28 protein-coding genes and 1 tRNA gene are annotated in these 25,928 nt (G+C 68.3%); 24 read left to right on the forward strand and 5 right to left on the reverse strand.

Annotated features, from left to right (window positions below):
- The first annotated feature begins 745 nt into the window (after positions 1 to 745).
- A complete protein-coding gene (locus MYF83_RS14920) occupies positions 746 to 2,230 on the forward strand; it encodes a DNA phosphorothioation-associated putative methyltransferase (RefSeq protein ID WP_248961005.1) in 1,485 nt (494 codons plus the stop codon).
- A gap of 167 nt (positions 2,231 to 2,397) precedes the next feature.
- Here the strand turns inward: MYF83_RS14920 and MYF83_RS14925 are convergent, their stop codons facing one another.
- On the reverse strand, positions 2,398 to 3,624 hold the full coding sequence (locus tag MYF83_RS14925) for an HNH endonuclease (RefSeq protein ID WP_248960916.1): 1,227 nt from the start codon (positions 3,622 to 3,624) through the stop codon (positions 2,398 to 2,400).
- A gap of 288 nt (positions 3,625 to 3,912) precedes the next feature.
- Here MYF83_RS14925 and MYF83_RS14930 point away from each other — a divergent pair, with 288 nt between their 5' ends.
- The 14 genes from MYF83_RS14930 to MYF83_RS14995 all read left to right on the forward strand — a co-directional run bounded on the left by MYF83_RS14930 (position 3,913) and on the right by MYF83_RS14995 (position 14,174).
- The gene (locus MYF83_RS14930) at positions 3,913 to 4,725 is read left to right on the forward strand and encodes a helix-turn-helix domain-containing protein (RefSeq protein WP_248960917.1); all 813 of its coding nucleotides are present in this window, start codon (positions 3,913 to 3,915) and stop codon (positions 4,723 to 4,725) included.
- A 93-nt stretch (positions 4,726 to 4,818) separates the two neighbouring features.
- On the forward strand, positions 4,819 to 5,259 hold the full coding sequence (locus MYF83_RS14935) for an ATP-binding protein (RefSeq protein WP_248960918.1): 441 nt from the start codon (positions 4,819 to 4,821) through the stop codon (positions 5,257 to 5,259).
- 432 nt (positions 5,260 to 5,691) lie between these two features.
- Positions 5,692 to 6,537, forward strand: a complete 846-nt coding sequence (locus MYF83_RS14940) for a sigma factor-like helix-turn-helix DNA-binding protein (RefSeq protein WP_248960920.1) — start codon at positions 5,692 to 5,694, stop codon at positions 6,535 to 6,537.
- On the forward strand, positions 6,538 to 7,374 hold the full coding sequence (locus MYF83_RS14945) for a protein phosphatase 2C domain-containing protein (protein ID WP_248960921.1): 837 nt from the start codon (positions 6,538 to 6,540) through the stop codon (positions 7,372 to 7,374).
- 136 nt (positions 7,375 to 7,510) lie between these two features.
- Entirely contained in the window at positions 7,511 to 7,948 is a 438-nt protein-coding gene (locus tag MYF83_RS14950) for a plasmid replication, integration and excision activator (RefSeq protein WP_248960922.1), read from the forward strand.
- Positions 7,948 to 8,223 carry a hypothetical protein gene (locus MYF83_RS14955; RefSeq protein WP_248960924.1) on the forward strand — a complete coding sequence of 92 codons (276 nt, stop codon included), beginning with the start codon at positions 7,948 to 7,950 and terminating at the stop codon, positions 8,221 to 8,223. Before MYF83_RS14950 ends, MYF83_RS14955 begins: the two co-directional genes overlap by 1 nt.
- Positions 8,220 to 8,534: a hypothetical protein gene (locus tag MYF83_RS14960; protein WP_248960925.1), complete on the forward strand. Its 315-nt coding sequence runs from the start codon at positions 8,220 to 8,222 to the stop codon at positions 8,532 to 8,534. The genes MYF83_RS14955 and MYF83_RS14960 overlap by 4 nt, the downstream gene beginning before the upstream one ends.
- Before the next feature lie 82 nt (positions 8,535 to 8,616).
- On the forward strand, positions 8,617 to 10,044 hold the full coding sequence (locus tag MYF83_RS14965; RefSeq protein WP_248960927.1) for an FtsK/SpoIIIE domain-containing protein: 1,428 nt from the start codon (positions 8,617 to 8,619) through the stop codon (positions 10,042 to 10,044).
- A complete protein-coding gene (locus tag MYF83_RS14970; RefSeq protein WP_248960928.1) occupies positions 10,041 to 10,196 on the forward strand; it encodes a hypothetical protein in 156 nt (51 codons plus the stop codon). The genes MYF83_RS14965 and MYF83_RS14970 overlap by 4 nt, the downstream gene beginning before the upstream one ends.
- Entirely contained in the window at positions 10,193 to 11,809 is a 1,617-nt protein-coding gene (locus MYF83_RS14975) for a replication initiator (RefSeq protein ID WP_248960929.1), read from the forward strand. Before MYF83_RS14970 ends, MYF83_RS14975 begins: the two co-directional genes overlap by 4 nt.
- The gene (locus tag MYF83_RS14980; protein WP_248960931.1) at positions 11,806 to 12,018 is read left to right on the forward strand and encodes a helix-turn-helix transcriptional regulator; all 213 of its coding nucleotides are present in this window, start codon (positions 11,806 to 11,808) and stop codon (positions 12,016 to 12,018) included. The genes MYF83_RS14975 and MYF83_RS14980 overlap by 4 nt, the downstream gene beginning before the upstream one ends.
- Positions 12,019 to 12,086: 68 nt before the next feature.
- A complete protein-coding gene (locus MYF83_RS14985) occupies positions 12,087 to 13,397 on the forward strand; it encodes a tyrosine-type recombinase/integrase (protein WP_308201447.1) in 1,311 nt (436 codons plus the stop codon).
- A gap of 235 nt (positions 13,398 to 13,632) precedes the next feature.
- The gene (locus tag MYF83_RS14990) at positions 13,633 to 13,827 is read left to right on the forward strand and encodes a hypothetical protein (protein WP_248960939.1); all 195 of its coding nucleotides are present in this window, start codon (positions 13,633 to 13,635) and stop codon (positions 13,825 to 13,827) included.
- A gap of 143 nt (positions 13,828 to 13,970) precedes the next feature.
- A complete protein-coding gene (locus MYF83_RS14995; RefSeq protein WP_308201448.1) occupies positions 13,971 to 14,174 on the forward strand; it encodes a hypothetical protein in 204 nt (67 codons plus the stop codon).
- Between the two features lie 204 nt (positions 14,175 to 14,378).
- Here the strand turns inward: MYF83_RS14995 and MYF83_RS15000 are convergent.
- The 3 genes from MYF83_RS15000 to MYF83_RS15010 form a co-directional block, all read right to left on the reverse strand.
- Positions 14,379 to 14,455: transfer RNA gene (locus MYF83_RS15000), tRNA-Arg, on the reverse strand.
- Between the two features lie 72 nt (positions 14,456 to 14,527).
- A complete protein-coding gene (locus tag MYF83_RS15005) occupies positions 14,528 to 15,283 on the reverse strand; it encodes a ZIP family metal transporter (protein WP_248960941.1) in 756 nt (251 codons plus the stop codon).
- A gap of 209 nt (positions 15,284 to 15,492) precedes the next feature.
- Positions 15,493 to 16,470, reverse strand: coding sequence for a Gfo/Idh/MocA family protein (locus tag MYF83_RS15010; RefSeq protein ID WP_248960947.1), 978 nt, complete (start codon positions 16,468 to 16,470; stop codon positions 15,493 to 15,495).
- 222 nt (positions 16,471 to 16,692) lie between these two features.
- On the opposite strand from MYF83_RS15010, the gene MYF83_RS15015 reads away from it, so the two are divergent.
- From MYF83_RS15015 to MYF83_RS15055, 9 genes are all read left to right on the forward strand, one after another.
- Positions 16,693 to 17,379 carry a phosphotransferase gene (locus tag MYF83_RS15015; RefSeq protein ID WP_248960950.1) on the forward strand — a complete coding sequence of 229 codons (687 nt, stop codon included), beginning with the start codon at positions 16,693 to 16,695 and terminating at the stop codon, positions 17,377 to 17,379.
- Between the two features lie 100 nt (positions 17,380 to 17,479).
- Complete coding sequence (locus tag MYF83_RS15020) at positions 17,480 to 18,412, forward strand: cobalamin biosynthesis protein (RefSeq protein ID WP_248960951.1); 933 nt, start codon at positions 17,480 to 17,482, stop codon at positions 18,410 to 18,412.
- A gap of 14 nt (positions 18,413 to 18,426) precedes the next feature.
- On the forward strand, positions 18,427 to 19,959 hold the full coding sequence (locus MYF83_RS15025; RefSeq protein ID WP_248960952.1) for a cobyric acid synthase: 1,533 nt from the start codon (positions 18,427 to 18,429) through the stop codon (positions 19,957 to 19,959).
- The gene (locus tag MYF83_RS15030; protein ID WP_248960953.1) at positions 19,956 to 20,168 is read left to right on the forward strand and encodes an SHOCT domain-containing protein; all 213 of its coding nucleotides are present in this window, start codon (positions 19,956 to 19,958) and stop codon (positions 20,166 to 20,168) included. Before MYF83_RS15025 ends, MYF83_RS15030 begins: the two co-directional genes overlap by 4 nt.
- A 123-nt stretch (positions 20,169 to 20,291) precedes the next feature.
- Positions 20,292 to 20,648 carry a thiol-disulfide oxidoreductase DCC family protein gene (locus MYF83_RS15035; protein ID WP_248960954.1) on the forward strand — a complete coding sequence of 119 codons (357 nt, stop codon included), beginning with the start codon at positions 20,292 to 20,294 and terminating at the stop codon, positions 20,646 to 20,648.
- A 267-nt stretch (positions 20,649 to 20,915) separates the two neighbouring features.
- Positions 20,916 to 21,821: an ABC transporter ATP-binding protein gene (locus MYF83_RS15040; RefSeq protein ID WP_248960955.1), complete on the forward strand. Its 906-nt coding sequence runs from the start codon at positions 20,916 to 20,918 to the stop codon at positions 21,819 to 21,821.
- On the forward strand, positions 21,802 to 22,602 hold the full coding sequence (locus MYF83_RS15045) for a DUF2705 family protein (protein WP_248960956.1): 801 nt from the start codon (positions 21,802 to 21,804) through the stop codon (positions 22,600 to 22,602). Before MYF83_RS15040 ends, MYF83_RS15045 begins: the two co-directional genes overlap by 20 nt.
- On the forward strand, positions 22,602 to 23,672 hold the full coding sequence (locus MYF83_RS15050) for a PucR family transcriptional regulator (protein WP_248960957.1): 1,071 nt from the start codon (positions 22,602 to 22,604) through the stop codon (positions 23,670 to 23,672). The genes MYF83_RS15045 and MYF83_RS15050 overlap by 1 nt, the downstream gene beginning before the upstream one ends.
- A gap of 122 nt (positions 23,673 to 23,794) precedes the next feature.
- Entirely contained in the window at positions 23,795 to 24,574 is a 780-nt protein-coding gene (locus tag MYF83_RS15055) for an SHOCT domain-containing protein (protein WP_248960958.1), read from the forward strand.
- A gap of 242 nt (positions 24,575 to 24,816) precedes the next feature.
- Here MYF83_RS15055 and MYF83_RS15060 read toward each other — a convergent pair whose 3' ends face one another.
- Complete coding sequence (locus MYF83_RS15060) at positions 24,817 to 25,779, reverse strand: quinone oxidoreductase family protein (protein WP_248960959.1); 963 nt, start codon at positions 25,777 to 25,779, stop codon at positions 24,817 to 24,819.
- Between the last annotated feature and the right edge of the window lie 149 nt (positions 25,780 to 25,928).

The following is a 25,928-nucleotide window of genomic DNA, read 5'->3' on the forward strand; positions in this document are numbered from 1 at the left end:
GCTGCGTGAAAAGGGGGCAACGACAGGCCAGCCTGCTGTGGTAGGTATAGGGATCTCTGTAGATGAGATTCACAGAGCCAACAAGCGTCGGAGTGAGCTATACGAGCAGATCGAGTATCCGCTCCTCGACCTTGGCTTCCGCCGGGATGATTGCATTCGAATCATTTCAAGTGCTGGGCTCCCAGTGCCCCCGAAGAGTTCGTGTTTTTTCTGCCCGTTCAAGACCGTCGATGCATGGCGAGCGCAGCGGCGCAATGAGCCCGAACTCTTTATCAAATCCATGCGACTGGAAGTCGAGCTGAACAAGCGGCGCGCTGCCTTAGGACGAGATCCCGCATACCTCACTCGCTACGGTATCCCGCTTGCGGATGCTATTCCTGAGGAACCATTCGCCAGGCAAGAATCCAACGAAGACCCCGGTTGCGACTCTGGCTGGTGCATGACCTGAACTCGGATCGCCCCGATTCTGGTAGCTATCGCCAAATTCGGATGCACTTAGCCCGACGATCCGAGTGGCCCAAGATAGGAAGAGGCGGCCTGCCGGCCTGGGATGATTTTGGTTCTTTCTTCATGCTTCCGCTAACCAGACGAGACGGCACCTCTTTTGACTGAGTCATTGTCAGCACAGCGGCGGTGTCGTTCAAAGATCTTTCATTGGGACTCAGGCGGCTCGCTGGTTCTAATGACAAATGGCACGCCCTTGGTGGACCCGAGACCAACCTCGGACGGCCAGGTTGCTTTGGAGATGTTGCAGGGTAGCGCCGACGGCGTAGGGCAGACTGTACCCGTGGAGGCACCGACGATATGGAAGAGCGAGCGTCAACGGACCGCGATCGGCCGCGTTAGACTCTCCGCCCCCGCGCGCCAAGCCGTGACCGATCTGCAGCTAGGTTCGGGAACTTCAGTGCTCGACTACGGTTGTGGCCGAGGCGCGGACGTAAGGGCCCTGCGACAACTCGGCCTAGACGCCTCCGGGTGGGATCCGGCTCACCACCCTGGGGGACAGCTTGAACCCGCTGAGATTGTGCTCCTCACCTACGTCGTCAATGTGATCGAAGATCCGGCCGAACGACGTCAGACCCTTCGACGCGCCTGGGACAACGCTCATACAGCGCTCGTGGTGTCAGCGCGGCTGCGCTGGGAGCGGAACCAGATCAAAGGTCGTGAGTACGGCGACGGCATCCTCACCAGCCGCAACACTTTCCAACACCTATTCGCCGCCGGCGAGCTTCGTGACTACGTCGAGGAGGTAACCGGCGTTCACTGCCTACCTTCAGCACCCGGCATCGTCTACGCCTTCAGGGACGACGAAGCTCGACTTCGCTACCTCGCCCGTCGGATCACACCCGATGCGAAGTGGCTGACCTCTGAAGATACCGCTTCTGCCACCGCCGCCATCGTCGACCATCTCCAGCAACGCGGCCGCCTCCCTAGCCTAGAGGAAATGCCGCAGCAGCTCACCGCCCTCCTCGGACACTTGCGACCGGCCGAGCTGAACCGTCTCGCCCAGCAGGCCGCCGATCCGCACAAGGTCGAAGAAGCTGGGAAGCGATCCTCACTAGACACCCTTCTCTTCCTTGCTCTCGAACTGTTCCATGGCCGCGGCCCCGCGAGCAGCCTCCCGCTTTCGGTTCAACTCGACATCCGGGCGTTCTTCTCGTCTTACACAGAAGCGTGCAAGCGCGCAGACCGGCTTCTACTTAAACTCCGCGATGACGCATACATTCGCCGTGCGATGGTTGGGTCGGCTGCGGGGAAGTTCACCCCGACAGCCCTGTACGTGCACCGCCGCGCCGTCCACCGGATGCCCATAGTGCTCCGTCTGTATGAGCATTGCGCCAGTATTGCCGCTGGCCGTCCGTCCGAGTGGACGGTTGCGAAGCTACGTCATCAAGGCCGCGGCGTGAGCTGGCTCGATTACCCCGACTTCGACACTGACCCGCATCCTCGTTTGGTCTCGTCGTACACCGTCGACCTACAGACATTGAAGTCTTCATTCTTGTCCTACGCTGGCTCCTCCAACCGTCCGCTCCTTCACCGCAAGCATGAGTTCCTTGCGCCGGATGACCCTGATGTGCCCAAGTACCGTCGCCTCACAGAGGCGGAGGTACGAGCGGGACTTTACGAACAACCACACCTAATCGGGACAGAGGGGGGATGGGAGAGAGAACTCCACCGGTGCGGGCGATCCCTTAAGGGACACAGGCTGATACGCCGCGCTGATAGTTAAGGTCAGTCGACTCAGGGACCGAGCAGGACGCTCGGCAGAGGGCTGCTGTCGTTCACAGCGACCCTGACCGGCCGGTTCACGCGTGTAGAGCCTCGCCGTACGGCATGGGCGTATGTAAGGGGCCTGCCGTAACCTGTCTGCTTCTGCAAACCCCTAGCAATCCTTGGTCACTTGCACCTGATTGCACCTGTCGACTGAGAGTCCTCGGAGATGTGCCGATGGTAGGCCAGGTGTTGGGGATCCGGCGTGTGTCCGTCGGCGAGCCGGATTGGGGTGATCGGCTGGCCGGTCGGGACGTCGATGGCTACGAGGTCGTCGGTGATTGTGATTGTTCCGCCGTCGAACAGGACGTGGTGGTTGGGGCACAGGCAGAGGAGGTTGCCCGGCTCGTCGGGGCCGTTGTGAGGCGTGCCAAGCGGGCGGATGTGGGCGCCTTCGGCATAGGGGCCTCGCCTGGTCGTGAGACGGATGTCGCAGATCTGGCACTGATGGTTGTGCACGAGTTTGATCTGCTCCGCGAGCGCGGAGTCACGGATCACGCGGTTGGTCGTGACCGTGCGGCGGCTTGGTGTTGGTGTCCCGTCGCGGAGAAGTGTGGCCTCGTCCCGGGCCGGCGTAATGGCGTTGGGTTCGGGGGCAAGCCGGGTGGCCGCGAGTAACTCGTCGCGGTCGACGTCGCGGAAGTATTCGTCGAGGAGTCGCAGGACGATCTGAGCGCGCACGGCCGGATGATCTGTCACGAGGTCGTGTACCCATGAGCGTAAACCGCTGAGCGGCTGGTTCTGCCGCATCCAGCGCTGCGCCGCGCTGCCGCTGGCCCTTGGAACGTCGTTTCGGCCAGGGAGGTCCCAGAGCCCGTGGTGATACAGACGGAGTACGGGAAACTCGGCATGCAGGCCGTCGCCGGGATGGCCGAACTCCCGCAGGAGCGATTCGAGTGCGGGAGAGGCATCTCTCCACGGCACCAGGCGATCGTCGCCCCGGGACACTCTGCCAAGGGCCCAGAGAAGGGCCAAAGGCTGGTGCCGCTTCCGCGCGCCAGGCGTGGCCGATGCGGCCGTTTTGAGTGTGCCGATCTTCTGGAGCAGGCTCTGCGGGGAGTGCCCGTCGATGATGTCGCCTGGACGGGTGACCTCGAAGCCGAGGTCGCTCAGCGCGCGTGCGACGGTGGCGTTGCCGCCGGAGAAGTCCTCGGCTCGCAGCGGCCGGCCGTCCACGTCGCGATGTGCCACGCCGGCGATGGCCTTGGAGTCGTACCGCTTCCCGTCGTATAGGAGGAAGTAACCGCGCGCCGGGCCGTATCTGTAGACCTCGAGAAAGGCGTCTCTTCCCAGCTTGTCGTACTCCTCGATAGCGGACAGAACCATCTCGCGACGGAGATCGGAAAGTGCCATGAGGGAATGATAGGAACAGCTATTGCACTAAATACTGAACCTGATAGCGATATCATCCGGTTAGTATGGTTTTGTCCACTAATTTGCCCAATATGAGGCGGACTGCATGACAGCGGTGGATGGCCGCTTGCGCTGGACACCCCGCATCCACGTCATGCGCAAGCGAGATGCAATGGGCGTGGAGCACGACGCGCACGGTCCTCGGCGTGGACCACTGATCGAGGATGTGAAGTGGCTCAGCGTGGTAGAACGCTCGGTGTGGAAGAGCGGCGGGATCGGTTGCGGGGGTTGGGAGAGCTGTTTCGGCGGCTGCGTCGGGAAGCTGGGCTGACGGGTAAGGAGTTGGCGCAGCGGGCGCAGGTGGGACAGCCGACGATCTCGCGGATCGAGACGGGGCAGCTTCTTCCTACTCCGGAGACTGTTGAGCGGGTTGCGGCTGCTCTGGGGCTCGGAGAGAGGGACCGCGGTGAGCTGGATGCGTTGCTTCTGCGGTTGCGTGATGAGGTGTCGCGGCTGCGGGGTGGGCTGGCCGGCCGGGAGGCGGCTAATGCTGCCCGGGTTCGATCGGCACAGTGGATGGCGGTGTTCTCCTCGGCGGTGATCCCCGCGTTGTTGCAGACGGCCGAGTACGCGCGGTTGGCGTTGGCGGTCGGCCGGGATGTGGATGAGGAGGACGCGGCCAGGGCGGCGGCCGTGCGCGTTGAGGCGCAGGCGGTGCTGTTTGAGGAAGGTCGGAAGTTCGCGTTCGTGCTGACGGAGGGGGCGGTGCGGACGTGGCCGGGGTCGCCGTCGTTGATGGTGGCGCAGCTTGACCGGTTGGTGCAGGTGTCGACGCTGCCGCATGTACGGCTGGGCGTGGTGCCGTGGAAGACGGAGGCGCCGGCGTTTCCACTGAATGGGTTCACGATCTTCGATAAGGCGGTGAGCGTGGTTGAGAGCCTGACGGGTGATCTCACGTCGACCGAGCCAAGTGAGATTGGAACGCATGAGGAGGCTTTCGAGGCGTTTGCGGCAGCGGCGGTGTACGGGGATGAGCTGCGGGACCTTCTGGGTGAAATCGGGGCTGACTTTCGGAAGTTGGCGGCCCAGCTAGAGAAGTGACGCATTTATGCGTCGAATTCCTTGAGGATGACCAAGTGCAGGTCATACGCTCGTGACGTGGGTGTATAGCCCCCTAGACGTTGGAGCGTAACCATGAGCGCATGGCGCATGTCTCGGTCCTTCCTCGGCACTTCCCCCTCGGTAAGGGAAGCCCGCCGGTTCGTCACGTCCTTCCTCGCAGGTTGGCCGATCGTGGATTCGGCCGAGCTCATCGTCAGCGAGCTGGCCGCCAACGCCGTCCGTCACACCGCCAGCGGCAGGTACGGCGGCCAGTTCCAGGTACTGATTCACGCCCAGCATGATCGGGTCTGGCTGGGCGTCGTGGACGCCGGCGCGGCACACGGCCCGAGCATCTTCTCGCCGGAGGAGGGCGAGGAGGGCGGCCGAGGCTTGATGATCGTCGGCGCCCTGGCCGACACCTATGGAGTCCGCGGCGATGAGCGAGGCCGCACCGTATGGGCGCTGCTGCTGGTCAACGCCGGCAAGAACGCCCCGGCCGCACCTTTGCCGGGCTCCGAGGCTACGCGTGCGTGATCGGCTGCCCGAGGCTTCGGGTGGTTCTGCCTGTAGGTCGGCGCCCAACGCTCTGACATCGCTCAGGGCCCGCGCTTCGGTGCGTGCTCGGGGTGCGGCGTGGGCGTGTGGCGGTTGTGCTCTGCTCTGCAACCTGGCTTGGACCGCGTCTTGGCCGGCATCCGCCCCTCTCGTCCTGTCGAGGTCTGTCCTGTGGTCGGGGGGATGCGCCAGGTGGGCGCTGCTCCGGTCCTCGCGCCATGAGCGTGCTCCCGTGCTGCTCGGTGGGGGAGTTCTACGGTGAGTCCGCGGGGTGTGCCCAATCGCAGGTGGAACATACGGGCGGTAAGCCTTCAAACCGGTGAACAGCTCAAACGCGTACTGTCTAGGGGAATAGACGACAAAGCGTCTAGGGGCCTAGACTCGGTGGAGCATCACCGAGAGGAACCGGCCGTGCCATCCAGCGAGCTTGAGCGTATCGCCGCGATCGAGGACCCGTTCGTCCTGCTGCGCGCGGCCACCGAGCGGCTCAACGCCGCCCAGCAGGAAGTGGCCGAACTCGCCCGGCTGAGGCGCAGGGTGATCCAGGACCTGCACGCCCAAGGCATGTCGTATGCCCAGATCGCCGAGGCCGCCGGCCTGACCCGGGGCAGGATTCACCAGATCCGGCACACCGGCCCGGCGCCGGAAGGGGCGTTCCTCGGCACGGGCACGCTCACGATCGCCACCCCGCTCAAGCAGGACGCGATCAAGGCGCGTCCTGTCGTGGCGATGGAAGATGTCACCGCGGGAAAGCGGCTGGAGGATCTGGCACGCGGCTTCGGGTTGTCGGTGGAGTTGGAGCACGTCCCCCTTGGCGGGGACATCGATCTCAACCGGCCCAATCTGATCGTGATCTGCGGTCCGCGGCTCTCGCCGGTGATGGCGCAGATGTATGAGTCCGATCCGGTGCTGGAGTGGGTCAAGGCCGACGACGGTCCGTGGACGATCCATGACAGCCGTACCGGCACCACCTACCGGTCAGGAGAGGACAACGACCCGGCCGCCAACGTGGACTACGCCTACCTTGGCCGGCTGGCCCGGCCGGACGGGAAAGGCAACGTGCTGGTGTTCACCGGTATCCATCCGCAAGGCACCCTCGGCGTCGTCAGTCTGATCGTCTCGGAGATCAACACGCTCTGGGGTCAGGTCGGCGAAGACCGGTTCTCCACGGTGGTGGGTGTGGAGTACGACCCGGCGACCGGGGAACCGGTCAAAGCGGAACTGGCCAGCCCGCTCTACCGGCACGAGGGGGACTAGGTGCGCGTCACCTTCGCCACCAAGCCCGTCAGCCTGGGCCGACCGAATGAGGACTTCGTCGCGGCCACGCCCGATGCCGTGGTGCTGCTGGACGGCGCGGGTACGCCTGCCGGGTCGGAGTCCGGCTGTTCTCATGGTGTGGCGTGGTATTCGCGCATGCTCGGCTCGACGCTGCTGGCCTCGATGACGCAAAGCACCGGGACTCTGACCGAGATCCTCGGTGAGGGCATCAAGGCCGTGACCTCCATGCACGACTTCACCTGCGATCTCGCCCACGCCGGCACGCCCTCGGCCACCGTGGTCATGCTCCGCTGTACCGGCGACATGCTGCAGTGGCTGGTGCTCGCCGACTCCGTCCTCATCCTGGACGTCGCCGATTCGGCTGAGCCGTTGGTCGTCTGCGATGACCGCGAGGCGCAGGTCGGCTCGCGTTACCGCAGCCGCATGGACGCCCTTCCCGGTGGCAGTCCGGAACACCAGCAGGCGCACCGTGAGTACGTCGAAGCGATGCGGCAGCACCGCAACCGTGACGGCGGATTCTGGGTGGCCTCGGTGGAACCTCTCGTCGCAGAACAGGCCGAGACCGGCGCCATCCGCGCTGACCAGGTCCGTGCAGCCGCGTTGCTCAGCGACGGGGCGTCCCGCCTGGTCGACCGATTCGGCCTGGCGACCTGGCGGGAAGCCCTCGATCTCCTCGACGAGGGCGGCCCTGCTGAGTTGATCCACCGCGTAAGACAAGCCGAACGCTCTGACCTGGATGGCAGTCACTGGCCTCGTGGCAAGACGTTTGATGACGCTACCGCCGTATATGTGACGGTCAGCGAAGACGCTGAGTGAGCGACACGAAACTCTTTGCGTCTATCCCCCTAGACAACCGCACCGCGCCTTGCTTATCTTCTTCTGCATAGCCCCCTAGACAGTTCGTCTCAGCGCCTCGCTGTAGCTGTCTAGAGGGGTCGACAGGAGATGAGCGATGGGTATTCGAGGTGCCATCCCGATCAGCTTCGAGGATGTGTTCCCGCACGGCTGCTACATGGTGGGGGAGGTCGACCAGGTCAAGGACTTCGAGGCCTCCACCGCCGCCAAACCGGTCTACGCCCGCGACAAGACCACCGGCGAGTTCGTCTGGCAGGTGACGGTGATCGACTGCGACCCCGAGGCGCGGGAGAAGACCGTCAAGGTCAAGATCCTGGCTCCGGTTCAGCCGGTGCCCCCGGCCCCGATGCCGGGACTGCCCTTCATCCCGGTGGAGTTCGACCAGCTCGCCGTCACGCCCTACGTCAACGGCAACGGCCGACTCACCTACTCGATTAAGGCGCGCCAGATGCGCGCTCCCCGCACCACCGCCTCAACCGCCGCAGCTTCCGCCGCGGTCAAGCACACCAACGTCTCTGGAAAGGACGTCGCCTGATGGCACGCCGCAGGACTCACCGCATCAGCACGATCACGCTCAACACCGGCAGCGGTGCCCGAGCGACCAACCACCCCTACCCGGCCCGCACCCCGGTCCTGTCCCTGGACTTCGGCGCCCTGTCGGTCCTGGTCACCACCTCCACCGGCGACGAGGTCACCGCCTCCGACCTGGAGTTCGCCCGCCAGCTCGCCCACCAGGCCCACCAGTTCGCCACCTCGGTGGAGCGCTGCTACCACGGCCTGCCCAACGGACGCGGGGTGATGGCCGCGTGAGCGACAACCACCGTCAGCCCTACACGCACCTGCGGGCTGCGATCGATAGCGGGATCACCTGCCTGGACGTGTCGTTCTACACGTCCGACCTGGCGGTCTCGGTGTTCTGCATAGACCAGGAACGGGCGTGCCTGGACATCTCCAGCGCCGAGGGGCAGGTGACCATCTCCAGCACCGGAGGTGGCCCGGTCACCGAGGCCGACATCGCCCTGGCCCGCGAGCTCGCCCACGCGGCGGCACGCTACCTGGCCGAGTGCGAGCGCCTGTATGCCAAGCGCCACCTACCTCCGGCCATCCGAGCCGGGGCCTGACACGAGGTGGGGCCGCTGGAACTGGTACTTCCGGCGGCCCCTGATCTCCCTGGACACAACATCAAGAGAGGGCTTAAGCCTAATGTTCAAGAAGCTTCCCGGCGATGAGACAGCCCGGCTGGTCTCCACCACGCCGGACACCGCCGTCGTCTTCCGCCCGGCCGTGGTGCAGACTCCGGCCATTCTCACCCTCGCGATCGCCGCCTGGCGCATGCTGGCCGGTGCCGTTGGCCTGGTCTGGCGTCACCCGATCGCCTTGACCATCACCGCCGGTCTGGGGGTCATCTGGACCCGATACGGCTACCCGTACGTCGTCGTCCTCGCTGGCCTGACCGTCTCGGCTGGCGTCTCGTGGGCGCTGGTCGACCGGCCCTCGTTCCTCCGGCTGGTCGGCCGGCCCCTGCTCGCTTGGTGGCGGCTGGTCTCGATCTACCGGCGTCACTGGCAACCGGTGTTGATCGTCTCCGGTCTGGGACGGCACCTGCGGGGGCGCGACTGCCTTCCCCGGCTGCTCGCCGTCACCTGCACACCGTGGGCGGACTTGGTCACGGTGAAGATGCTCTCCGGGCAGGCCGTCACCGACTGGACCGCCCGGACCGAGCATCTCGCCCACGGCTTCGGCGCCACCTCCTGCCGGATCAGCGTTCAGCGCTCCGGCAGGCTCCTGCTCACGTTCCCGCGTAGCGACCCGCTCGCCGTCCCGCTCCCGGCCGTCCCCATACCTGAGACAGCCTCGGCTGGGCCGGTACAGGTCGGCATGCAGGAGAACGGCCATCCGTGGCTGCTCAAGCTCCATGGCACCCACGTCCTGGTCGCCGGAGCCACCGGGGCAGGGAAGGGCTCGGTGATCTGGTCCGCCATCCGTGGCCTGCTGCCCGCCGTCCGCGCCGGGCTGGTGCAGGTGTGGGCGCTGGACCCCAAGCTCATGGAGCTGTCCTACGGTCGCACCATCTTCGGCTGCCGCTACGCCGCCGACCCGGACGCTTGTGCCGATCTGCTGGATGCGGCGGTCAAGGTCATGCAGGAGAGGGCGGGCCGGTTTGCCGGCGTCCAGCGCAACCACACGCCCACCGTCGATGACCCGTTCGTCCTGGTGGTCGTCGACGAGGTCGCCTTCCTGACCGCCTACCAATCCGACAAGCACCTTCGCCAGCGCATCACCGCTGCTCTTGCCACCTTGACGACCCAAGGTCGGGCGGTGGGCGTCGGCGTGCTCGCCGCGCTCCAGGACCCGCGCAAGGAGGTCATGAACATCCGCAACCTGTTCCCCGACAAGATCGCCCTGCGGCTGGATGAATCCGAACAGGTCGACATGGTCCTCGGCGACGGGGCCCGGAACAGGGGAGCACTGCCCGACCTCATCTCACCCCGCCCGGAGGCCGGTGCAGGCATCGGATACATCCGCCTGGAGACCAGCCCCGACCCGGTACGTGTGCGGGCGGCATACGTCTCCGACGCCGACATCCGGGCAATGGCCGCCCAGTTCGCCCCGGTGGGTGAGGCCGTATGACGCTGACTCACTTCCTCGACGGCCTGCGCTGCGAGGTGTGCCGCTGTCTCAACGTCCTGTGGCTGGACCCGGCATGCGGGCTGGTCGAGTGCCAGGAGTGCGGACAGACCGCCGTCACGCTCCCGGCCCAGGACGGCGGTGATGATCAATGACCAATGCCAACGACCGGTCCCTTCCTCGGGCGGTGCGGATGGCAATGCCGCTGGCGCGGGATGTCGTCGAGCAGATCGCCAAGCAGTACGGCGTATGCATCCGTCCCGTCGCGCTCCAACGGCTGGACATCGCGACTGGCAAGTCCGAGATCATCGATGTTCCCTGCGGCGCGACGCTGGAGTCCAAGTGCCCCTCCTGCGCGAAGCGCAACAGGCAGCTTCGGATGGCGCAGTGCCGGGAGGGCTGGCACCTGGAGGCCGAGCCGATCAACACCCCGGATGAGGCGGACGACTATCAGCGCTGCCTGGTCGAGGTACGGGCCGACGCTGAGGTCTGGCGAGATGACGCGGAAGCCGCAGGACAGCAAACCGAGGAGCTCGATGCGGCCATCACCGAACTGGACGAGGAGATCAACAACGCCGGGATGCGCGGCAACGTCCTCGGCCGGACCACCGGCAAGCGGTCGCGGTCGACCAAGCGGCGCCAGGATGCCCCGGACCTTCCCAGGCGCAAGATGAGCGCCACGACCCTCGGCCGAGTGTTCCACGCGCCGGATGGCAAGACCTTCCGGCCGTCGATGTTCCTCACCCTCACCCTGCCGTCGTACGGGCGGATCAAGGACGGCGTCCCCGTTGACCCGGATAGCTACGACTACGTCCGGGCGGCTCGGGATGCGCTGCACTTCTCCAAGCTGGTGGACCGGTTCGTGCAGAACCTTCGCCGGGTGGCCGGCTTCGATGTGCAGTACTTCGCCGCGGTCGAGCCGCAGAAGCGGCTGGCCCCGCATCTGCATATGGCCGTGCGAGGCACGCTGCCACGGGCGGAGATCAAGCAGATCGCTGCGGCGACCTATCACCAGGTGTGGTGGCCGTCGGTCGATGAGGTGAAGTACGAGGGCGATCACCTGCCCGTCTGGTCCGATGGCGTCGGCTACCTCGACCCGGCCACTGGGGAAGTGCTGCCTACCTGGGATGAAGCCCTCGACGAGCTTGACCAGTACGAGGAGGCCGAGCCGCTGCACGTGGTGCGCTTCGGCACCCAGGTCGACGTGCAGGGTGTGCTGGCCGGGAGCAAGGACGCCGACCAGTGCATTCGGTACCTGTCCAAGTACCTCACCAAGTCCATTGGCGACACCCTCGATGGCGACAATCTGGCTCAGCGGTTCCATGCCGAACGCTTCGCGGACGCGCTTCGGTTCGAGCCGTGCTCGCCGACCTGCCCCAACTGGCTCCGGTATGGCATCCAACCCAAGAGCGCCAAGGCGGGCATGGCTCCCGGTCGCTGCCGGGGCAAGGCGCACAAGCCTGAGCACCTGGGCTACGCGGGCCGGCGCGTCCTGGTGTCGAGGAAGTGGTCGAACAAGACGCTGACCGAGCACAAGCAGGACCGCCGTACCTGGGTCCTGGAAGCCCTTGGCGTCGCAGACGAGCCGGTGGACCCCCACCGCTACGTCTGGCGGCCCGTCCCTCAGGGAGACGCCAACGTGCCTCCGCTGGCCGTACGGCTGCTGCGGTCGGTCCATGAGCGCCAGCGGTGGCGTAACCACATGAACCAGCTCCAGGCGCAAGGAGACGGACACGATCTTTCCGCAACTGAGGGGAGGGCAGCATGAGGAAGCGTGATGAGCTGATGAGCGTCCCCGAGATCCTCGCTGAGCTGGGCGGGATCTCGCTCCGGACCTTCTACCGCTGGCGGGAGATCGGTAAGGCGCCCAGGGGCTTCAAGCTGCCCAACGGGGAGATCCGCGTCTACCGCAGCGACTTCGACGCCTGGCTTGAGTCGCTACGGGAGACCGACCCCCGGAACGGCAGGGCCGCGTGAACACCAGCTATGACGTGAAGTTCTGGGACGTCCGCCGCAACAAGTCCAGCAAGACGGCGTCGTACGAGGTGCGCTGGAAGGTCGGCGGGCGGGAGAAGTCCAAGACTGTCCGCACCAAGGCTCTGGCCGAGAGCTTCCTGTCGGACCTCCGGCAGGCGGCCAAGGTAGGTGAGGCCTTCGACGTGGAGAGCGGCCTGCCTCTGTCGTTGGTCAAGGCCAAGGCTGCGCGGACGTGGCTCCAGTTCGCTCAGGCGTACGTGCTGGCCAAGTGGCCTCACTCGGCGGCCAAGTCGCGGGAGGGTATGACGGACGCGATGACCGGCGTCACGCTCGCTCTGCTACGTGATCGGCCGGGTAAGCCCGATCTCTGGGTCTTGCGCTCGGTTCTTCGTGGGTATGTCTTCGTGCCCGATGGCCGGCGGGGGAGTCTCGACGCTGATCAGGCTGCCGCGCTGCGCTGGCTCACCGCTTCCTCGCTGCCGGTCGTCGAGCTGGAGGAGGCCAAGACGGCTCGGGCCGCGTTGGAGGCGCTGTCGGTGACCCTCGCTGGGAAGCGGGCGGCTGACTCGACCTTCCGGCGTAAGCGGGCGGTGTTCCATCACGCGCTGGAGTACGCCGTCGAGCTGGGGGATCTTTCGGCAAATCCGCTCGACCGTGTGAACTGGAAGCCTGCGAAGGTGTCGGGGGAGGTGGACCGGCGGGTGGTGGTCAACCCCGTGCAGGCGCGCGAGCTGCTCACTGCGGTGACGTACGTGGGCCGGTCGCGAGGGGCGATGCTGGCGGGGATGTTCGCCTGCATGTACTTCGCCGGTCTTCGGCCTGCTGAGGCCGCGGGGCTCCGCGAGAAGGACTGCCATCTTCCGGCAACTGGGTGGGGCCTGCTGACCTTGGAGGAGACACGGCCGGAGAGCGGGCGGCGGTTCTCTGACTCGGGGAGCACCCATGATGTCCGCGGGCTCAAGCAGCGTCGGCGCAAGGCCATACGCGACGTGCCGATTCCGCCGGAGCTGGTGATGATCCTCCGCGAGCACATCGAACGGTATGGCACCGCGGCTGATGGGCGGTTGTTCCGGACCGCAACGGGTGGTGTCTTCTCCACGACGGCGTACGCCAAGGTCTGGAAGGAGGCGCGGACGTACGCGCTGACTCCTGATCAGGTCGGCTCGCCCTTGGCTGGCAGGCCGTATGACCTGCGGCATGCGGCCGTCTCGCTGTGGCTCAACTCGGGGGTTCCGGCGCCGGACGTCGCCGAACGGGCCGGCCACAGCGTCGATGTGCTGCTCAGGGTCTACGCCAAGTGCATCGACGGCCAACGCGAGATGGCCAATCAGCGCATCATGGACGCGCTTTTTGGCCGGACGAGCGTGGCTACTCTCTGAACTCCGAGCTGAGGTAGCCGTGGAACATCGAGTAAGGGTCGTAGCTGGATCTCGTTTCTTCGCCCACCCACCCCGGTGCGGCGCGATCGGACGCCCCTCCCACTCCGCCCCGGCCCGACGCTGACCGGTCCTCCCCTTAACACTGAGAAAGGCCGGATCCATAGGGGATCGCACTCGTCGCACGATTTCTGCGCGATGACCGGCTGGCCAGATTAGCCTGGGGGTGAGGAGGAACATGATGGCCGAGGAAAGCCAGTCATCGGAGAAGTTCACGGATGAGGAGTACGCCAGCCTGCGTTTCTTCAGGTTCGGCAGCCTCCCGGACCGCGTCCTGCCCAGCGAGATGGTCGAAGAGGTCGAGACGGACCAGCCGCACGAGGTCCCGGAGCCGCCACTCGACCTCCGCACGTGGGCCCCCAGGCGCATCTAGGACAGCCACCTGCAACGCCGCCTCACGCGCCAGTGCGGCGCGCCCGAGCACTTACGTCTGCCGGTTGCGAGACGGAGAAAGATCACCGGGATAGCGGCGTTGCGGCACATCAGACCTCACCATGACGAAGCAAGTTCCAGCAAGTGGTCGCGTCGCCTCTGGCCGGCAGGCCGTACGACCTGCGGCACGCGGCCGACTCGCTCTGGCTCAACTCCGGGGTGCGCGCGCCCGACGTGGTCGAACGGGCCGGGTACAGCATGGATGTGCTGCTCAGGGTCTACGCCAAGTGCATCGACGGGCAGTGTGACATCGCGAACCAGCGGATAACCGAGGCACTCACAGCATGATGGCGATCTACCTTCCAAGGGCCGCGGGAACCCCCGTGGCCCTTCAATTTGCCGGTCTGACCTGGGGAAACGTCGAGATTTTCATCCCGCATATATCCCGTGAACACCCGCTGAGGGCTGCATTCGGCGGCATCCGGCTGCAGGCGACCATGATCGCCGATCAAGGAGAAAGGCCAGGTCAGAGGGCAGATGGCCCGGTCGAGATGGCGCGCCCTGCAGGATTCGAACCTGCGACCGTCGGATTAGAAGTCCGATGCTCTGTCCAGCTGAGCTAAGGGCGCTCTCGGATAATTGTGCATGATCTGGGGAGCGTCCGCGTACCGCTTGGGTGGGGCGCTCACCAGCATGTCCGTTCACCCGGATTCTATGGGCTGATGGGCGGCGAGGCCGATGACCAGCCACATGAACAGGGTGCCGCCGATGGTCGCGAGGAGGGTGGCCTGGGTGGGATGGTCGGTGGTGTGGGCCTCGGGCAGGATGTCGGAGGTCGCCAGGTAGAGCAGGAAGCCGCCGAAGAAGCCCAGGTAGGCGGCCAGCGCCGGCTCGGGGATGTGGATCAGGAAGGTCAGGGAGGCGCCGAGTACGGGGGCGACGGCGTCCAGGAGCACCAGTGTCACGGCCCGGCGGCGCGCGTTGCCGTACAGCGTCGTGAGGGTGAAGGTGTTGAAGCCGTCGGTGAAGTCGTGCGCGATGACGGCGACGGCCACCACGACGCCCAGTTGCCCTCCTGACTGGAACGCGGCGCCGATGGCCGTGCCGTCGATGAAGCTGTGGACGACCAGCGCCGATCCGGCTCCGAGGCCGACGGCGGCGTGCCGGTGGCTGTGATGCGCGTAGTGGCCTTCCGGCAGGTCATGGACCGCCAGGGAGCGTTCGAGCGTGTGAACGGCGAGGAAGCCGAGTGCCAGCGCGAGCATCGGTACCGGCACGCCGAGCAGGCGGTAGGGGGACAGTTCCAGGCTTTCGGGGATGAGGTCGAACGCCACCACGCCGAGCATGACCCCTGCTGCCGCACCGAGCACGATGTGCCGCCTGTCGCGGACACGCTGGGCGACGACCCCGCCCAGCAGAGTCATGACGAAGGCGGCGAAGGCCAGCGCGATCGGCATGGGGCCACCGTAGACACCTGAGACGGTATTGAGCGGGGCAACGCGCGGCGCGGTGGGGGAACGGCGGGGCAGACGAACCTGGGGCCGGTGGAAAGGGGACGGCGGATTGAGAGGTGGAGGAGGTTGGGACGGGATGCCGCAGAGGGGAGGTTGGGACGGGATGCCGCGGAGGGGAGGGTGGAGGAGCCGGTGCCGCGGAGGGGAGCAGGTTAGGACGGGGTGCCGCGGAGGGGGAGGGCGGCTTTGCGGTAGATGTCGTCGATGACGGTCATGTTGGCGATCGAGTCGCTGGGCGGCGTCAGCGGAGGAAGCCCTTCCTGGACGGCCGCCGCGAACGCGCGGAGCTGGTAGGTGTAGGTGGCCTCGCCGGGGATGCGCTCCCGGCGCCGGACGCCGTCGACCGACACCACGACGCGGTTGAAGAACTGCGGCGCGGCGTAGTTGGTGATCTGCAGTGTGCCGCGCTCGCCTTCCACGCGGGCGGCGACCTTGAGGAGCTGCCCCGACCACATGGAGGCGTGGACGCGCCCCGTCGCGCCGGTGGGGAAGCGGAGGTCGGCGGCCATGGCCCGGTCGACGCCGGGGGACTGGAGCAGGGCCGCGGCGGAGACGACGGACGGTTCGCCGGGGCCTAGGGTCCGCAGGCAGTGGACCGCGTAGCAGCCGGCGTCCATGAGCGCCCCGCCGCCGAGTTCCAGCGAGTACCGGATGTCGGTGAAGCGGGGGAGCGGGAAGCACATCCAGGTCTCGACGTGGCGGACCTCGCCCAGCTCAGTACGGACGATCTCCAGCGCGCGTTCCATCAGCGGGTGGTAGCGGTAGTGGAACGCCTCCATCACGACCAGGCCGGACTTCTCGGCGGCGTCCGCGACGGTCCTGGCCTCCGCGGCGTTGGAGGTGAAGGGCTTCTCGCAGAGGACGTGCTTGCCCGCTTCGATCGCGCGTAGCGTCCATTCGGCGTGCAGCGCGTTCGGCAGCGGGTTGTAGACCGCGTCGATGGCCGGGTCGGCGAGGAGCGAGGCGTAGGTGCCGTGGACGACGGGGATGCCGTGCTTGGTGGCGAAGGCCTCCGCGCGTGACCGGTCGCGGGCGGCGACGGCCGTCACTTGGACGCCGTCGACGGCACGAGCCGGCTTGATCAGTGCGGTGGGGGTGATCCGCGCTGCCCCAAGGGTCCCTATGCGCATGATCGCATCATGTCAGATGGGAATGCCTGGACTGCCCGGTTGGTCGGGGGGTTGGAAAATGGACGGACGGCTCACGTGGCCTGAGTGGCGGGACTATACTGGTGCGCCATGTCCGTCGGCACCACTTCTCCGGAGATCCGCCTCTATGGCGGTGATGTGACGGAGGGGGTCGTGCGCGTGGGCGACACCGTGCGCCGGCCGATGAGACCGACGAGCCCCGCTGTGCATGCCTTGCTGCGCCATCTGGAATCGGTGGGGTTCGAGGGGGCGCCGCGCGTGTTCGGCGTCGATGAGCGAGGGCGAGAGATCCTGTCCTTCGTTCCGGGAGAGGCGGCGCTCCGTCCGCTCCGGCCGCACGCGGTGAGTGACGAGGCGCTCGTCGAGCTGGCCAAGCTGGTGCGCCGGTTCCATGACGCGGTCGAGGGGTTCGTGCCTCCGTCGGACGCCGTGTGGGCTGACGGATCCGAGGAAGACGCCCTGCCCGAGCAGGTGGGGCATTGCGACATAACCCCAGAAAACGTGATATTTCGCGACGGAAAGCCGTGGGCGCTGATCGACTTCGACATGGCACGGCCGACGACCCGGCTGTTCGACGTGGCGACCACCCTCCGGCACTGGGCGCCGATCGCGGACCCCATCGATCGTGACCCGTTGCAGCACGGGCTGGACGTGGGCACGCGCCTGAGGCTGTTCTGCGACGCGTACGGCTTCTCGGCGCGCGACCGACGCCGGCTCCTGGAGGTGACCCGGCTCCGGTTCGACCGCTCCTACCTGGCCATGCGATCGCGGGCCATGAGGGACGGCGGGGGCTGGGCTCGAATGTGGCAGGAAGGCGCGGGTGAGCGCATCCGCAGAGCGGCCGCCTGGCTGGACGACCACTGGGAAGAGCTCGATGCCCACCTGCGCTAGGCCGCCGGCCTTGGTGACCCGAGTCTCACGTCCGTCCTCCCCGCTCGCCGCCTCGACCCCTCCTGTTTCGCGATCTCCGTGGAGCGCCAGGACCGTCGGGTTGCTGGCCGGGGTCGCCCTGGACGCCGTGTTCGCCGACCCGCGCAGCGGCGTCCATCCCGTCGCGGTGTTCGGCCGTGCCGCGGCGGCCGTGGAGCACCGCCTGTACGGGAAGGCGCGTGGCCCGGGCGTGGCACATGTGGGGGTGTGCGTCGGCTCGGTGACGCTCCTCGGCGTGGCGGCCGAGCGCCTGACCCGGCGGAGGCCCGCAGCCCGCGCGGCGCTCACCGCGGCGGCCACCTGGGCGGTGCTCGGCGGCACCACCCTGGCCCGCGAGGGTGCGTTCATGGCCGGCGCCCTGGAGTCGGGCGACCTGGCGGCCGCGCGCGCGAGGCTGCCGCATCTGTGCGGGCGGGACCCGTCCGGCCTGTCCACGGGCGAGCTGGCCCGGGCGACGGTCGAGTCGATCGCGGAGAACACCTCCGACGCCGTCGTGGCGCCGCTCGCGTGGGGTGCCGTGGCGGGCGTGCCCGGGCTGCTGGCCTACCGGGCGATCAACACGCTCGACGCGATGGTCGGACACCGATCGGAGCGCTATGAGAAGTTCGGCTGGGCCGCCGCCCGGCTGGACGACGTGGCCAACTACATCCCCGCCCGCGTCACCGGGGCGCTGGCATGCGTGCTGGCCCCGCTGGTGGGCGGATCTCCCCGCGAGGCGGCGACCGTTCTGCGCAAGGACGGACGCCGGCATCCGAGCCCGAACTCCGGGCGGTGCGAGGCGGCGTTCGCCGGGGCGCTGGGCGTGCGGCTCGGCGGGCGCAACGACTACGGCGGCCGGGTGGAGCACCGTCCCGAGCTGGGGGACGGCCGCAGGCCCGAGGTCGGCGACATCGCCAGGTCCGTACGGCTCGCGCGTGCGGTGAACCTCGCGTCGGCCGGGCTCGCCGTCGCCTCGGCATGGGCCCTGCACGCGTGGCGCCGGCGCCGCCGGTGAGGCATGGTCGTACGGTGGTCAAAGGGACGTTGCTGGTGGCGGGTACGGCTTCGGACGCCGGCAAGAGCGTCGTCACGGCGGGAATCTGCCGGTGGCTGGCCCGCCGCGGCGTGCGCGTGGCGCCGTTCAAGGCGCAGAACATGTCGCTGAACTCCTTCGTGACCGCCGACGGCGCCGAGATCGGGCGGGCGCAGGTGGCCCAGGCGCAGGCGGCGGGCGTCGAGCCGACGGCCGACATGAACCCCATCCTGCTCAAGCCCGGCAGTGACCGGCGCAGCCAGGTCGTGGTGCTGGGCAGGCCGCTCGCCGATGTGGACGCCATGGAGTACGGCACGTACAGGGACCACCTCAGAACGGTCGCCCTGGAGTCGTTCAACCGGCTCCGCTCGTCGTACGACGTGGTGGTCTGCGAGGGTGCGGGCAGCCCGGCGGAGATCAACCTGCGCCGGGGCGACATCGCGAACATGGGGCTGGCACGTGCGGCCGACGTCCCGGTGGTCGTCGTCGGGGACATCGACCGGGGCGGCGTCTTCGCCTCGCTCTACGGGACCCTCGCCCTGCTCGACGCCGAAGATCAGGCGCTCATCAGCGGGTTCCTGATCAACAAGTTCCGAGGCGCGGCCGAGCTGCTCGAACCCGGGCTCGACATGCTGCGGCAGCTGACCGGACGCCCGGTGTACGGGGTGCTGCCCTGGCTCGACGGGCTCTGGATGGACCTGGAGGACTCCCTCGCGCTGGACGGCCGGCTCCCCACGATGGCGGCGGGGACGGGGACGGCCGGGGATCTTCGGTCGGGGACCTCGGAGGTCCTGCGGGTGGCGGTGGTCCGGTATCCGAGGATCTCCAACTTCACCGATGTCGACGCTCTCGCCGCCGAGCCCGGCGTGGTGGTCCGGTTCGTCACCTCGCCCGCCGAGATCGCCGAGCTCCACGAGGCGGACCTGGTGATCCTGCCCGGGTCGCGCGCCACGGTCGCCGACCTGGAATGGCTGCGCCGTACCGGCCTGGCCGCGGCGCTCCTCGCCCGAAGCGGGCCGATCCTCGGCGTCTGCGGCGGGTACCAGATGCTCGCCCGGTCCATCCGCGACGAGGTGGAGTCGGGCGCCGGGCTGGTGGAGGGCCTTGGCCTGCTGCCCGTGACCGTCGAGTTCGCCGCGGACAAGACCCTGTCCCGGCCGGTAGGCGAGGCGTACGGCTGCCGCGTCGCCGCCTACGAGATCCACCACGGCATCGTGACGGTCATGGACGGCGCGGGCGCGGAGCCGTTCCTCGACGGTTGCCGGGCCGGCGCGGTGTGGGGGACCACCTGGCACGGCGCCCTGGAGAACGACGACTTCCGCCGCGCCTTCCTCACCGACGTCGCCTCCACAGCGGGCCGTGACTTCGTCCCCACGCCGGGGATCTCGTTCGCGGCGCTCAGAGAGCGTCATCTGGACGCGCTCGGTGATCTGATCGAGCAGTATGTGGATACCGACGCGCTGCTCGCGCTCGTGGAGAAGGGCGCGCCGGCCGGCCTGCTCACGCTGCCTCCCGGAGGAACACCATGAGTGCGCTCGCGCTTCTGATCGTCGTCGCCGTCCTCGCCGTCGGCGCGGCGGTGCTGGTGGCGGTCATCGTGCTGGTCACGCGGGCACTGAGCCCGCGCAGGCCCGATCAGTCCGACCCCCGTGAGATCCTGCGGCTCCGGTACGCCGCGGGCGAGATCAGCGAGGATGAGTACCACCAGCGAATGGCCGGCCTCCAGCGGCCCTGGTAGCGGCGGCTCGAACGCGTGCCCGTGGCGGCTTGAACGCGTGCCCGTGGCGGCTTGAACGCGTGTGCGCGTGGTGGCTCGAAGGCGTGCCCGTGGTGGCTCGAAGGCGTGTGCGAGAATCGTCGGATGCTGGTGTATGACGGCGACTGCGGGTTCTGCCGGCGGTGCGTGGAATTCGGGCGCCGGCATCTCCCTCTCATGCCGCGCGTGAGCGCCTGGCAGGAGCTCGACCTTGCCGATCATGGTCTGACCCTGGACGAGGTGACCCGGTCGGTGCAGCTGCTCGGCCCGCACGGGCTCCGCGCCTCGGGAGCGCGTGCCGTCGCCGTGCTGCTCGCGCTGCAACCCAGGCCGTGGTGGCGTGCGGCGGGCCTGGTCATGATGGCGCCCCCGGTGAGCTGGGCAGCCGAGGCGGTCTACCGCCTGATCGCCCGCTACCGCCACCGCCTCCCCGGCGGCACGGGCGCCTGCGCCATCGGCTAGCCCCGGCGCCCCTTCGAACCTTCGCCGGTTCCCCACCGTACGGTGGCGCCGGCATCGCCGTACCCCGTCTCGCCGCCGCGGCGCCAGTCACCCGACCACCACACCGGGGCGGAAGGTGGTGGGGCGGTCGGATGGGTGTGCCCGGGGCGGGGGTGGGGTGGTAGAGCTTTTTTGGGGGTGGGTTGCCGGGTTCGGGAAGGGAACGGGGGCGCAAGTGTCCTGGTGTGCTCCTGTCGTGCCGGGCGCCGGGGCGTCAAGATTCGGTGCATGACAGCAGTGGTGGAGACCGAGGGGCTGACGAAGTTCTACGGTAAGCGCCGGGGGCTCGAGGATCTGACCCTCGAGATCCATCCCGGTGAGGTGTTCGGGTACCTCGGCCCGAACGGTGCCGGGAAGACGACGACGATCCGGCTGCTCCTGGATGTGATCCGCCCCACGCGCGGCCTGGCCCGGGTGCTCGGCGCCGACCCGCGGGACGCGGCGATCCGCGGCAGGATCGGCTACCTGCCGGGTGAGCTGGCGCTGGAAGGCCGGGAGAAGGCGAGCGAGTACCTGGAGTTCCTGGCGGGGGTCAGGGGCGGCGTGGCCAAGGGGCGGATCGAGGCGCTCGCGGAGCGGCTGGAGGCGGACCTGTCCGTCAGGATGGGGCAGCTGTCCAAGGGCAACAAGCAGAAGGTCGGCCTCATCCAGGCGTTCATGCATGAGCCCGAGTTCCTGATCCTCGACGAGCCGACCAGCGGACTGGACCCGCTCGTGCAGCAGGAGTTCCTGGCGATGGTCCGTGAGGTCCGTACGGCGGGCCGGACGGTGCTGATGTCGTCGCACGTGCTGGCCGAGGTGGAGCATGTCTCCGACCGGGTGGGCATCGTGCGGCGGGGGCGGCTGGTCGCGGTGGAGGACATCGCGGCGCTGCGCGAGAAGGCGGTGCGCAAGGTGGAGCTGCACTTCGACGCGCCGGTCCCCGAGGAGGCGTTCCGTGACCTGCCGGGGGTGCGCGAGCTGAAGGTGGAGGGCGCGAGCCTGCGCTGTACGATCGACGGCCGCCCGGACGCGCTCATCAAGGCGGCGGCGCGCTTCACGGTCGTCCACATGGTCTCCGCGGAGCCCGACCTGGAGGAGATCTTCCTCACCTACTACAGCGAGGATGTGCACCATGCCCCTGTTGGTGCGTAAGACGCTGCGCGACTACCGGCGCGCGCTCATCGGCTGGACCATCGGCATCTGCCTCTTTAGCGGGATGTACACCTCTTTCTTCCCGCAAATGCGGGAAAACCCCGACTTCTACAGCCAGGCGGCGCTCGCCAAGTACCCCGACGGCGTTCGCAAGCTCATGGGCGGCCTGGAGAACATCACCAGCGGCACCGGGTTCCTCCAGGCGGTCGTCTACCAGCTCTTCGTGCCCCTCCTGTTCACCATGTGCGCCGTGGTCCTGGCCAACAGGGCCCTCGCGGCGCCCGAGGAGTCCGGGACGCTGGAGCTGACCCTCACGCTGCCGGTCGACCGCAAGCGGCTGGTCCTGGAGCGCTTCGCGGGCCTGGCCGTCGCGCTCCTCGTGGTCGCGGTGGTCTCGCTCGCCGTGCTGGCCATCCTCGGCTCGGCGGTGGGTCTCGACGTCTCCTTCGACAGGATCCTCGCCGCGCATACCGGCCTGTACCTGCTCGTCCTGCTCTTCGGTACCCTCGCGCTGGCCGTGGGGGCGGCGACCGGCAAGAAGGCCCTGGCCATGTCGGTCGCCGGCGCGTACGCGGTCGTCGGGTACGTGGTCAACGCGCTGTCCGCCGACGTCGAGGTGATGAAATGGCTGAACGTGTTCTCGCCGTTCCATTACTACAGTGAGGGAAACCCGCTGGTCAACGGCTTCCCGATCGGGGACTACCTGGTGTTGCTGGCCGCGACGGCCGTGCTGACCCTGACCGCCGTCCTCTCCTTCGACCGGCGCGATGTAGGAGTGTGATGGACGTTCTCGCTCAGGTGAGCGAGGCCACCGGGGTGCCCGCCGACCTGCTCGGCGGGTACCTTCCGGTGCTGACCGCCGCCTCGTCCACGGGCCGCTTACCCGGCCGGGACGTCGTCGAGGAGCTGCGCGCGCTCGGGACGGCTGCCGCCGAACGTGGTGTGCCGATGCGCTCCCTCGCCGACGCGTGCCTGCTCGCCTCCGAGCTGACCTCCCGCCCCGCCGAGGCGACCGTCCTCGGTGCCGTGCGGCGGGCGCTGGGGGCCTATTTCGAGGGGTACGAGGAGGCACAGCTGCGGGCGCTCCGGCACGAGGACCAGGCGCGGCGGGAGTTCATCGGCGATCTGCTGCAGGGACGCGCGGACCGGCTGGCCGAGCGTGCCGAGCATTTCGGGCTGCGGCTGGCCGAGGCGTACGTCGTCGCGGTGGCGCGGGACACCAAGCCGATCAGCGAGGGCGACCCGATCGTCCGGCGCATCGAGCAGGCTCTCATCGCCCGGTTCGGCTCGCACAACATCCTGATCGCGGCCCGCGACGGCCTGCTGGTCTGCGTCGCGCCCGGCACCCTGACCGCGGCCACCGGAGAGTTCACCCACCACGTGCGCGGCAACCTCGACCCGGGCTGGCGGGTGGGCGTCGGCCGCCCGCATCGCGGGCCGGGAGGCGTGGTGACCTCCTTTCGCGAGGCGAGTGACGCCATCGGGCTGGGCGAGCGGCTGGGGCTGCGGCCGCAGGTGCTCAAAGCCTCGGACCTGCTGGTCTTCCCGGTGCTGCTGCGTGACAGGGAGGCGATAGAGGATCTCGTCGCCACGGTGCTCAGCCCTTTGCTGGACGCGCGGGGCGGCCCCGAACCTCTGCTCTCGACCCTGGAGGCGGTGTTCGGCGCGCAGGGCAACCAGACGGCCGCGGCGCGCAAGCTCGGGATCAGCACCCGGGCGGTCACCTACCGGCTGGAGCGGATCCGCCGGCTCACCGGCTTCTCGCCCGACGATCCGACCCAGCGCTTCACGCTGGAGACCGCCGTCCTCGGCGCCCGCCTGCTCGGCTGGCCCGCCGACCCCGCTCCCTGAACGCGCCGGCCCGCGACCTCCGTGGGTGCTTCGGTCCCGGCCGAGAAGAGGGCGAGAAGATGTGATGTACCGGCTTGATAAGCCCTGTCCCCTTATGGGAATGGTGCCCTACTATACGGAGCGTGATCACCCCCCCTCAGCTGATCCGCAAGTCGATTGGGATCCTCCTGGGGTTAGGCGGCCTGACCTGCTGCCTGACCATGTTGTTCCTGACCTCGCGCCAGCTCATGAGCATCGGCGGAAGCTGTGCCTCCGGTGGGCCGTACGTCGTCGCCACCCCGTGCCCGGACGGCGCGTGGCTCATACCGGTCTCGATCGTCGGCGGCGTGGTGGCGCTGGGCGTCTACGCCGTCAGCGTCCTGCCGGTGGGGCCGCGCTGGGCGCCGCTCGCCTGGCCCGCGCTGTTCCTCAGCCTCGGCTGGAACTTCCTCCAGGGCGCCCTCTCGGGGCCCGAGGTCGAGTGGGGGTTCATGGTCTGCGCGATCGTCTTCGGGCTGATGGGCGGGCTGCCGCTGCTCGCCCTGTTCGGTAAGGACGCGCGGCGCGCCGTCTTCTGGGGGAGGTCGCCGCGGCCCGCAACGCCGTCCCCGGCGCGGGCGACAGGCCCGGGACACCTACGGTGGACGACCTCGGTGGTGCTGCCCGGCGAGAACGACGCCCCGCGCGGCGCGCCCTCCTGGGAGGCGTCACCCCAGGACGCGCCACCTCGGGACGCTCCGCCGCGCGACACCTACGGCGGTCCGCGGTCGCGCTTCGTCGGCCTGACCCCGGTGGACGCTCCGGCCGGCGCCGATGACCTGGTCGACCGGCTCGAGCGGTTGGCCGCGCTCCACGCGGCCGGCAGGCTCGACGACGCCGAGTACGCCGCGGCCAAGGCCCGCCTGCTCAACGGCTCCCATTGACGGCCGCGGAAGGGGACACCATGAAGAACGAGACGGCGCTACGCGCCTGGGCGATCGCGCTGCACGTGATCGCGATCGCCGGAGGCATCTACCTGGCGGTCCTGATCGTCGGCCTGGTCACGTCCGGCGGGTGACCGCGGCGCCGAGTGCGGGCATCGGATCGGGTGACCGCGGCGCCGAGTGCGGGCATCGGATCGGGCGGACGTGGAGCCGGGACCGGGTCGAAGGCGGGGGTCGCCCCGCTAGGGGATCAGCAGAAGTTTGCCGGTCGTCCGGCGGCCTTCGAGGTCGTCGTGCGCCCTCTTGGCGTCGGCCAGCGGGTAGCGGGCGGAGATGTGCACCTTGAGGGCCCCGGAGGCCACCCAGCCGAGCACCTCATCGGCCCGTTCCAGCAGCTCCTCGCGGGTGGCGGTGTAGTGGGCCAGCGTGGGCCTGGTCACGTACAGCGAGCCGGCCGGGTTCAGCCGCTGCAGGTCGAACGGCGGCACCGGCCCGCTCGACGCGCCGTACAGGGCCAGCAGGCCGCGCCGGCGCAGCGAGGCGAGGCTCCCCTCGAAGGTGCTCGCCCCGACGCCGTCGTACACGACGTGGACGCCTTGGCCGCCGGTCAGCTCGCGCACCGCCTCGGCGAAGCCCTCGTAGCGCATCACGTCGTCGGCCCCGGCGTCCCGCGCCAGCTTCTCCTTCTCCTCGGTCGAGACCGTGCCGATCACCCGGCCGCCGCGGAGCTTGATCATCTGGGTGAGCAGGAGCCCCATCCCGCCCGCCGCCGCGTGGACGAGCGTGTCGTCGCCGCTCTTCACCGCGTACGTCGAGTGGGTCAGGTAGTGGGCGGTGAGGCCCTGGAGGAGCACGGCCGCCGCCTGCTCGAAGTCCAGCCCTTCCGGCAGCGGGATCGTTCTCGCCGCCGGTACGACGGCCTTCTCCGCGTAGGCGCCCAGCACTCCGTGCCAGCCCACCCGGTCGCCGGGCGCGACGTCGGTCACGTTCGCCCCGACGGCCGCGACGGTGCCCACGCCCTCCGAACCGGGGACGAACGGCGTCGGGACGGAGTAGCGCCCCTCGCGGTGGTAGACGTCGATGAAGTTCACCCCGATCGCCTTGACGTCGACCAGCACGTCATCGGGCCCGGGCACGGGATCGGGCACCTCGGTGTAGGTGAGCGCGGAGGACCCTCCGGGGTCGGCGACGACGATGGCATGCATGGCCTGAACTCCTTCATGGTCGAACGGTGCCTCGCCGGTGCCCAACCTCCGGCGGCTCACTCCTTGTTCCCGGCTTGTTCTCGGCATCCCTGACGTATCAGGCATCTCGGGCGTTTCCCGCCGATTTTGACGTGCGCTCGCTGATCGGG

The organism is Sphaerisporangium perillae (assembly GCF_023276435.1).
Classification (GTDB): Bacteria; Actinomycetota; Actinomycetes; order Streptosporangiales; family Streptosporangiaceae; genus Sphaerisporangium; species Sphaerisporangium perillae.

Coding starts and splice junctions, on each gene's coding strand:
- MYF83_RS15040 (WP_248960955.1), top strand. CDS start 20,916: ATGACAGCAGTGGTGGAGACCGAGGGGCTGACGAAGTTCTACGGTAAG.
- MYF83_RS15035 (WP_248960954.1), top strand. CDS start 20,292: ATGCTGGTGTATGACGGCGACTGCGGGTTCTGCCGGCGGTGCGTGGAA.
- MYF83_RS14950 (WP_248960922.1), top strand. CDS start 7,511: ATGGGTATTCGAGGTGCCATCCCGATCAGCTTCGAGGATGTGTTCCCG.
- MYF83_RS14925 (WP_248960916.1), bottom strand. CDS start 3,624: ATGGCACTTTCCGATCTCCGTCGCGAGATGGTTCTGTCCGCTATCGAG.
- MYF83_RS15050 (WP_248960957.1), top strand. CDS start 22,602: ATGGACGTTCTCGCTCAGGTGAGCGAGGCCACCGGGGTGCCCGCCGAC.
- MYF83_RS15005 (WP_248960941.1), bottom strand. CDS start 15,283: ATGCCGATCGCGCTGGCCTTCGCCGCCTTCGTCATGACTCTGCTGGGC.
- MYF83_RS15010 (WP_248960947.1), bottom strand. CDS start 16,470: ATGCGCATAGGGACCCTTGGGGCAGCGCGGATCACCCCCACCGCACTG.
- MYF83_RS14990 (WP_248960939.1), top strand. CDS start 13,633: ATGATGGCCGAGGAAAGCCAGTCATCGGAGAAGTTCACGGATGAGGAG.
- MYF83_RS14935 (WP_248960918.1), top strand. CDS start 4,819: ATGAGCGCATGGCGCATGTCTCGGTCCTTCCTCGGCACTTCCCCCTCG.
- MYF83_RS14955 (WP_248960924.1), top strand. CDS start 7,948: ATGGCACGCCGCAGGACTCACCGCATCAGCACGATCACGCTCAACACC.
- MYF83_RS15045 (WP_248960956.1), top strand. CDS start 21,802: ATGCCCCTGTTGGTGCGTAAGACGCTGCGCGACTACCGGCGCGCGCTC.
- MYF83_RS15030 (WP_248960953.1), top strand. CDS start 19,956: ATGAGTGCGCTCGCGCTTCTGATCGTCGTCGCCGTCCTCGCCGTCGGC.
- MYF83_RS14980 (WP_248960931.1), top strand. CDS start 11,806: ATGAGGAAGCGTGATGAGCTGATGAGCGTCCCCGAGATCCTCGCTGAG.
- MYF83_RS14970 (WP_248960928.1), top strand. CDS start 10,041: ATGACGCTGACTCACTTCCTCGACGGCCTGCGCTGCGAGGTGTGCCGC.
- MYF83_RS14920 (WP_248961005.1), top strand. CDS start 746: ATGTTGCAGGGTAGCGCCGACGGCGTAGGGCAGACTGTACCCGTGGAG.
- MYF83_RS14965 (WP_248960927.1), top strand. CDS start 8,617: ATGTTCAAGAAGCTTCCCGGCGATGAGACAGCCCGGCTGGTCTCCACC.
- MYF83_RS14975 (WP_248960929.1), top strand. CDS start 10,193: ATGACCAATGCCAACGACCGGTCCCTTCCTCGGGCGGTGCGGATGGCA.
- MYF83_RS15060 (WP_248960959.1), bottom strand. CDS start 25,779: ATGCATGCCATCGTCGTCGCCGACCCCGGAGGGTCCTCCGCGCTCACC.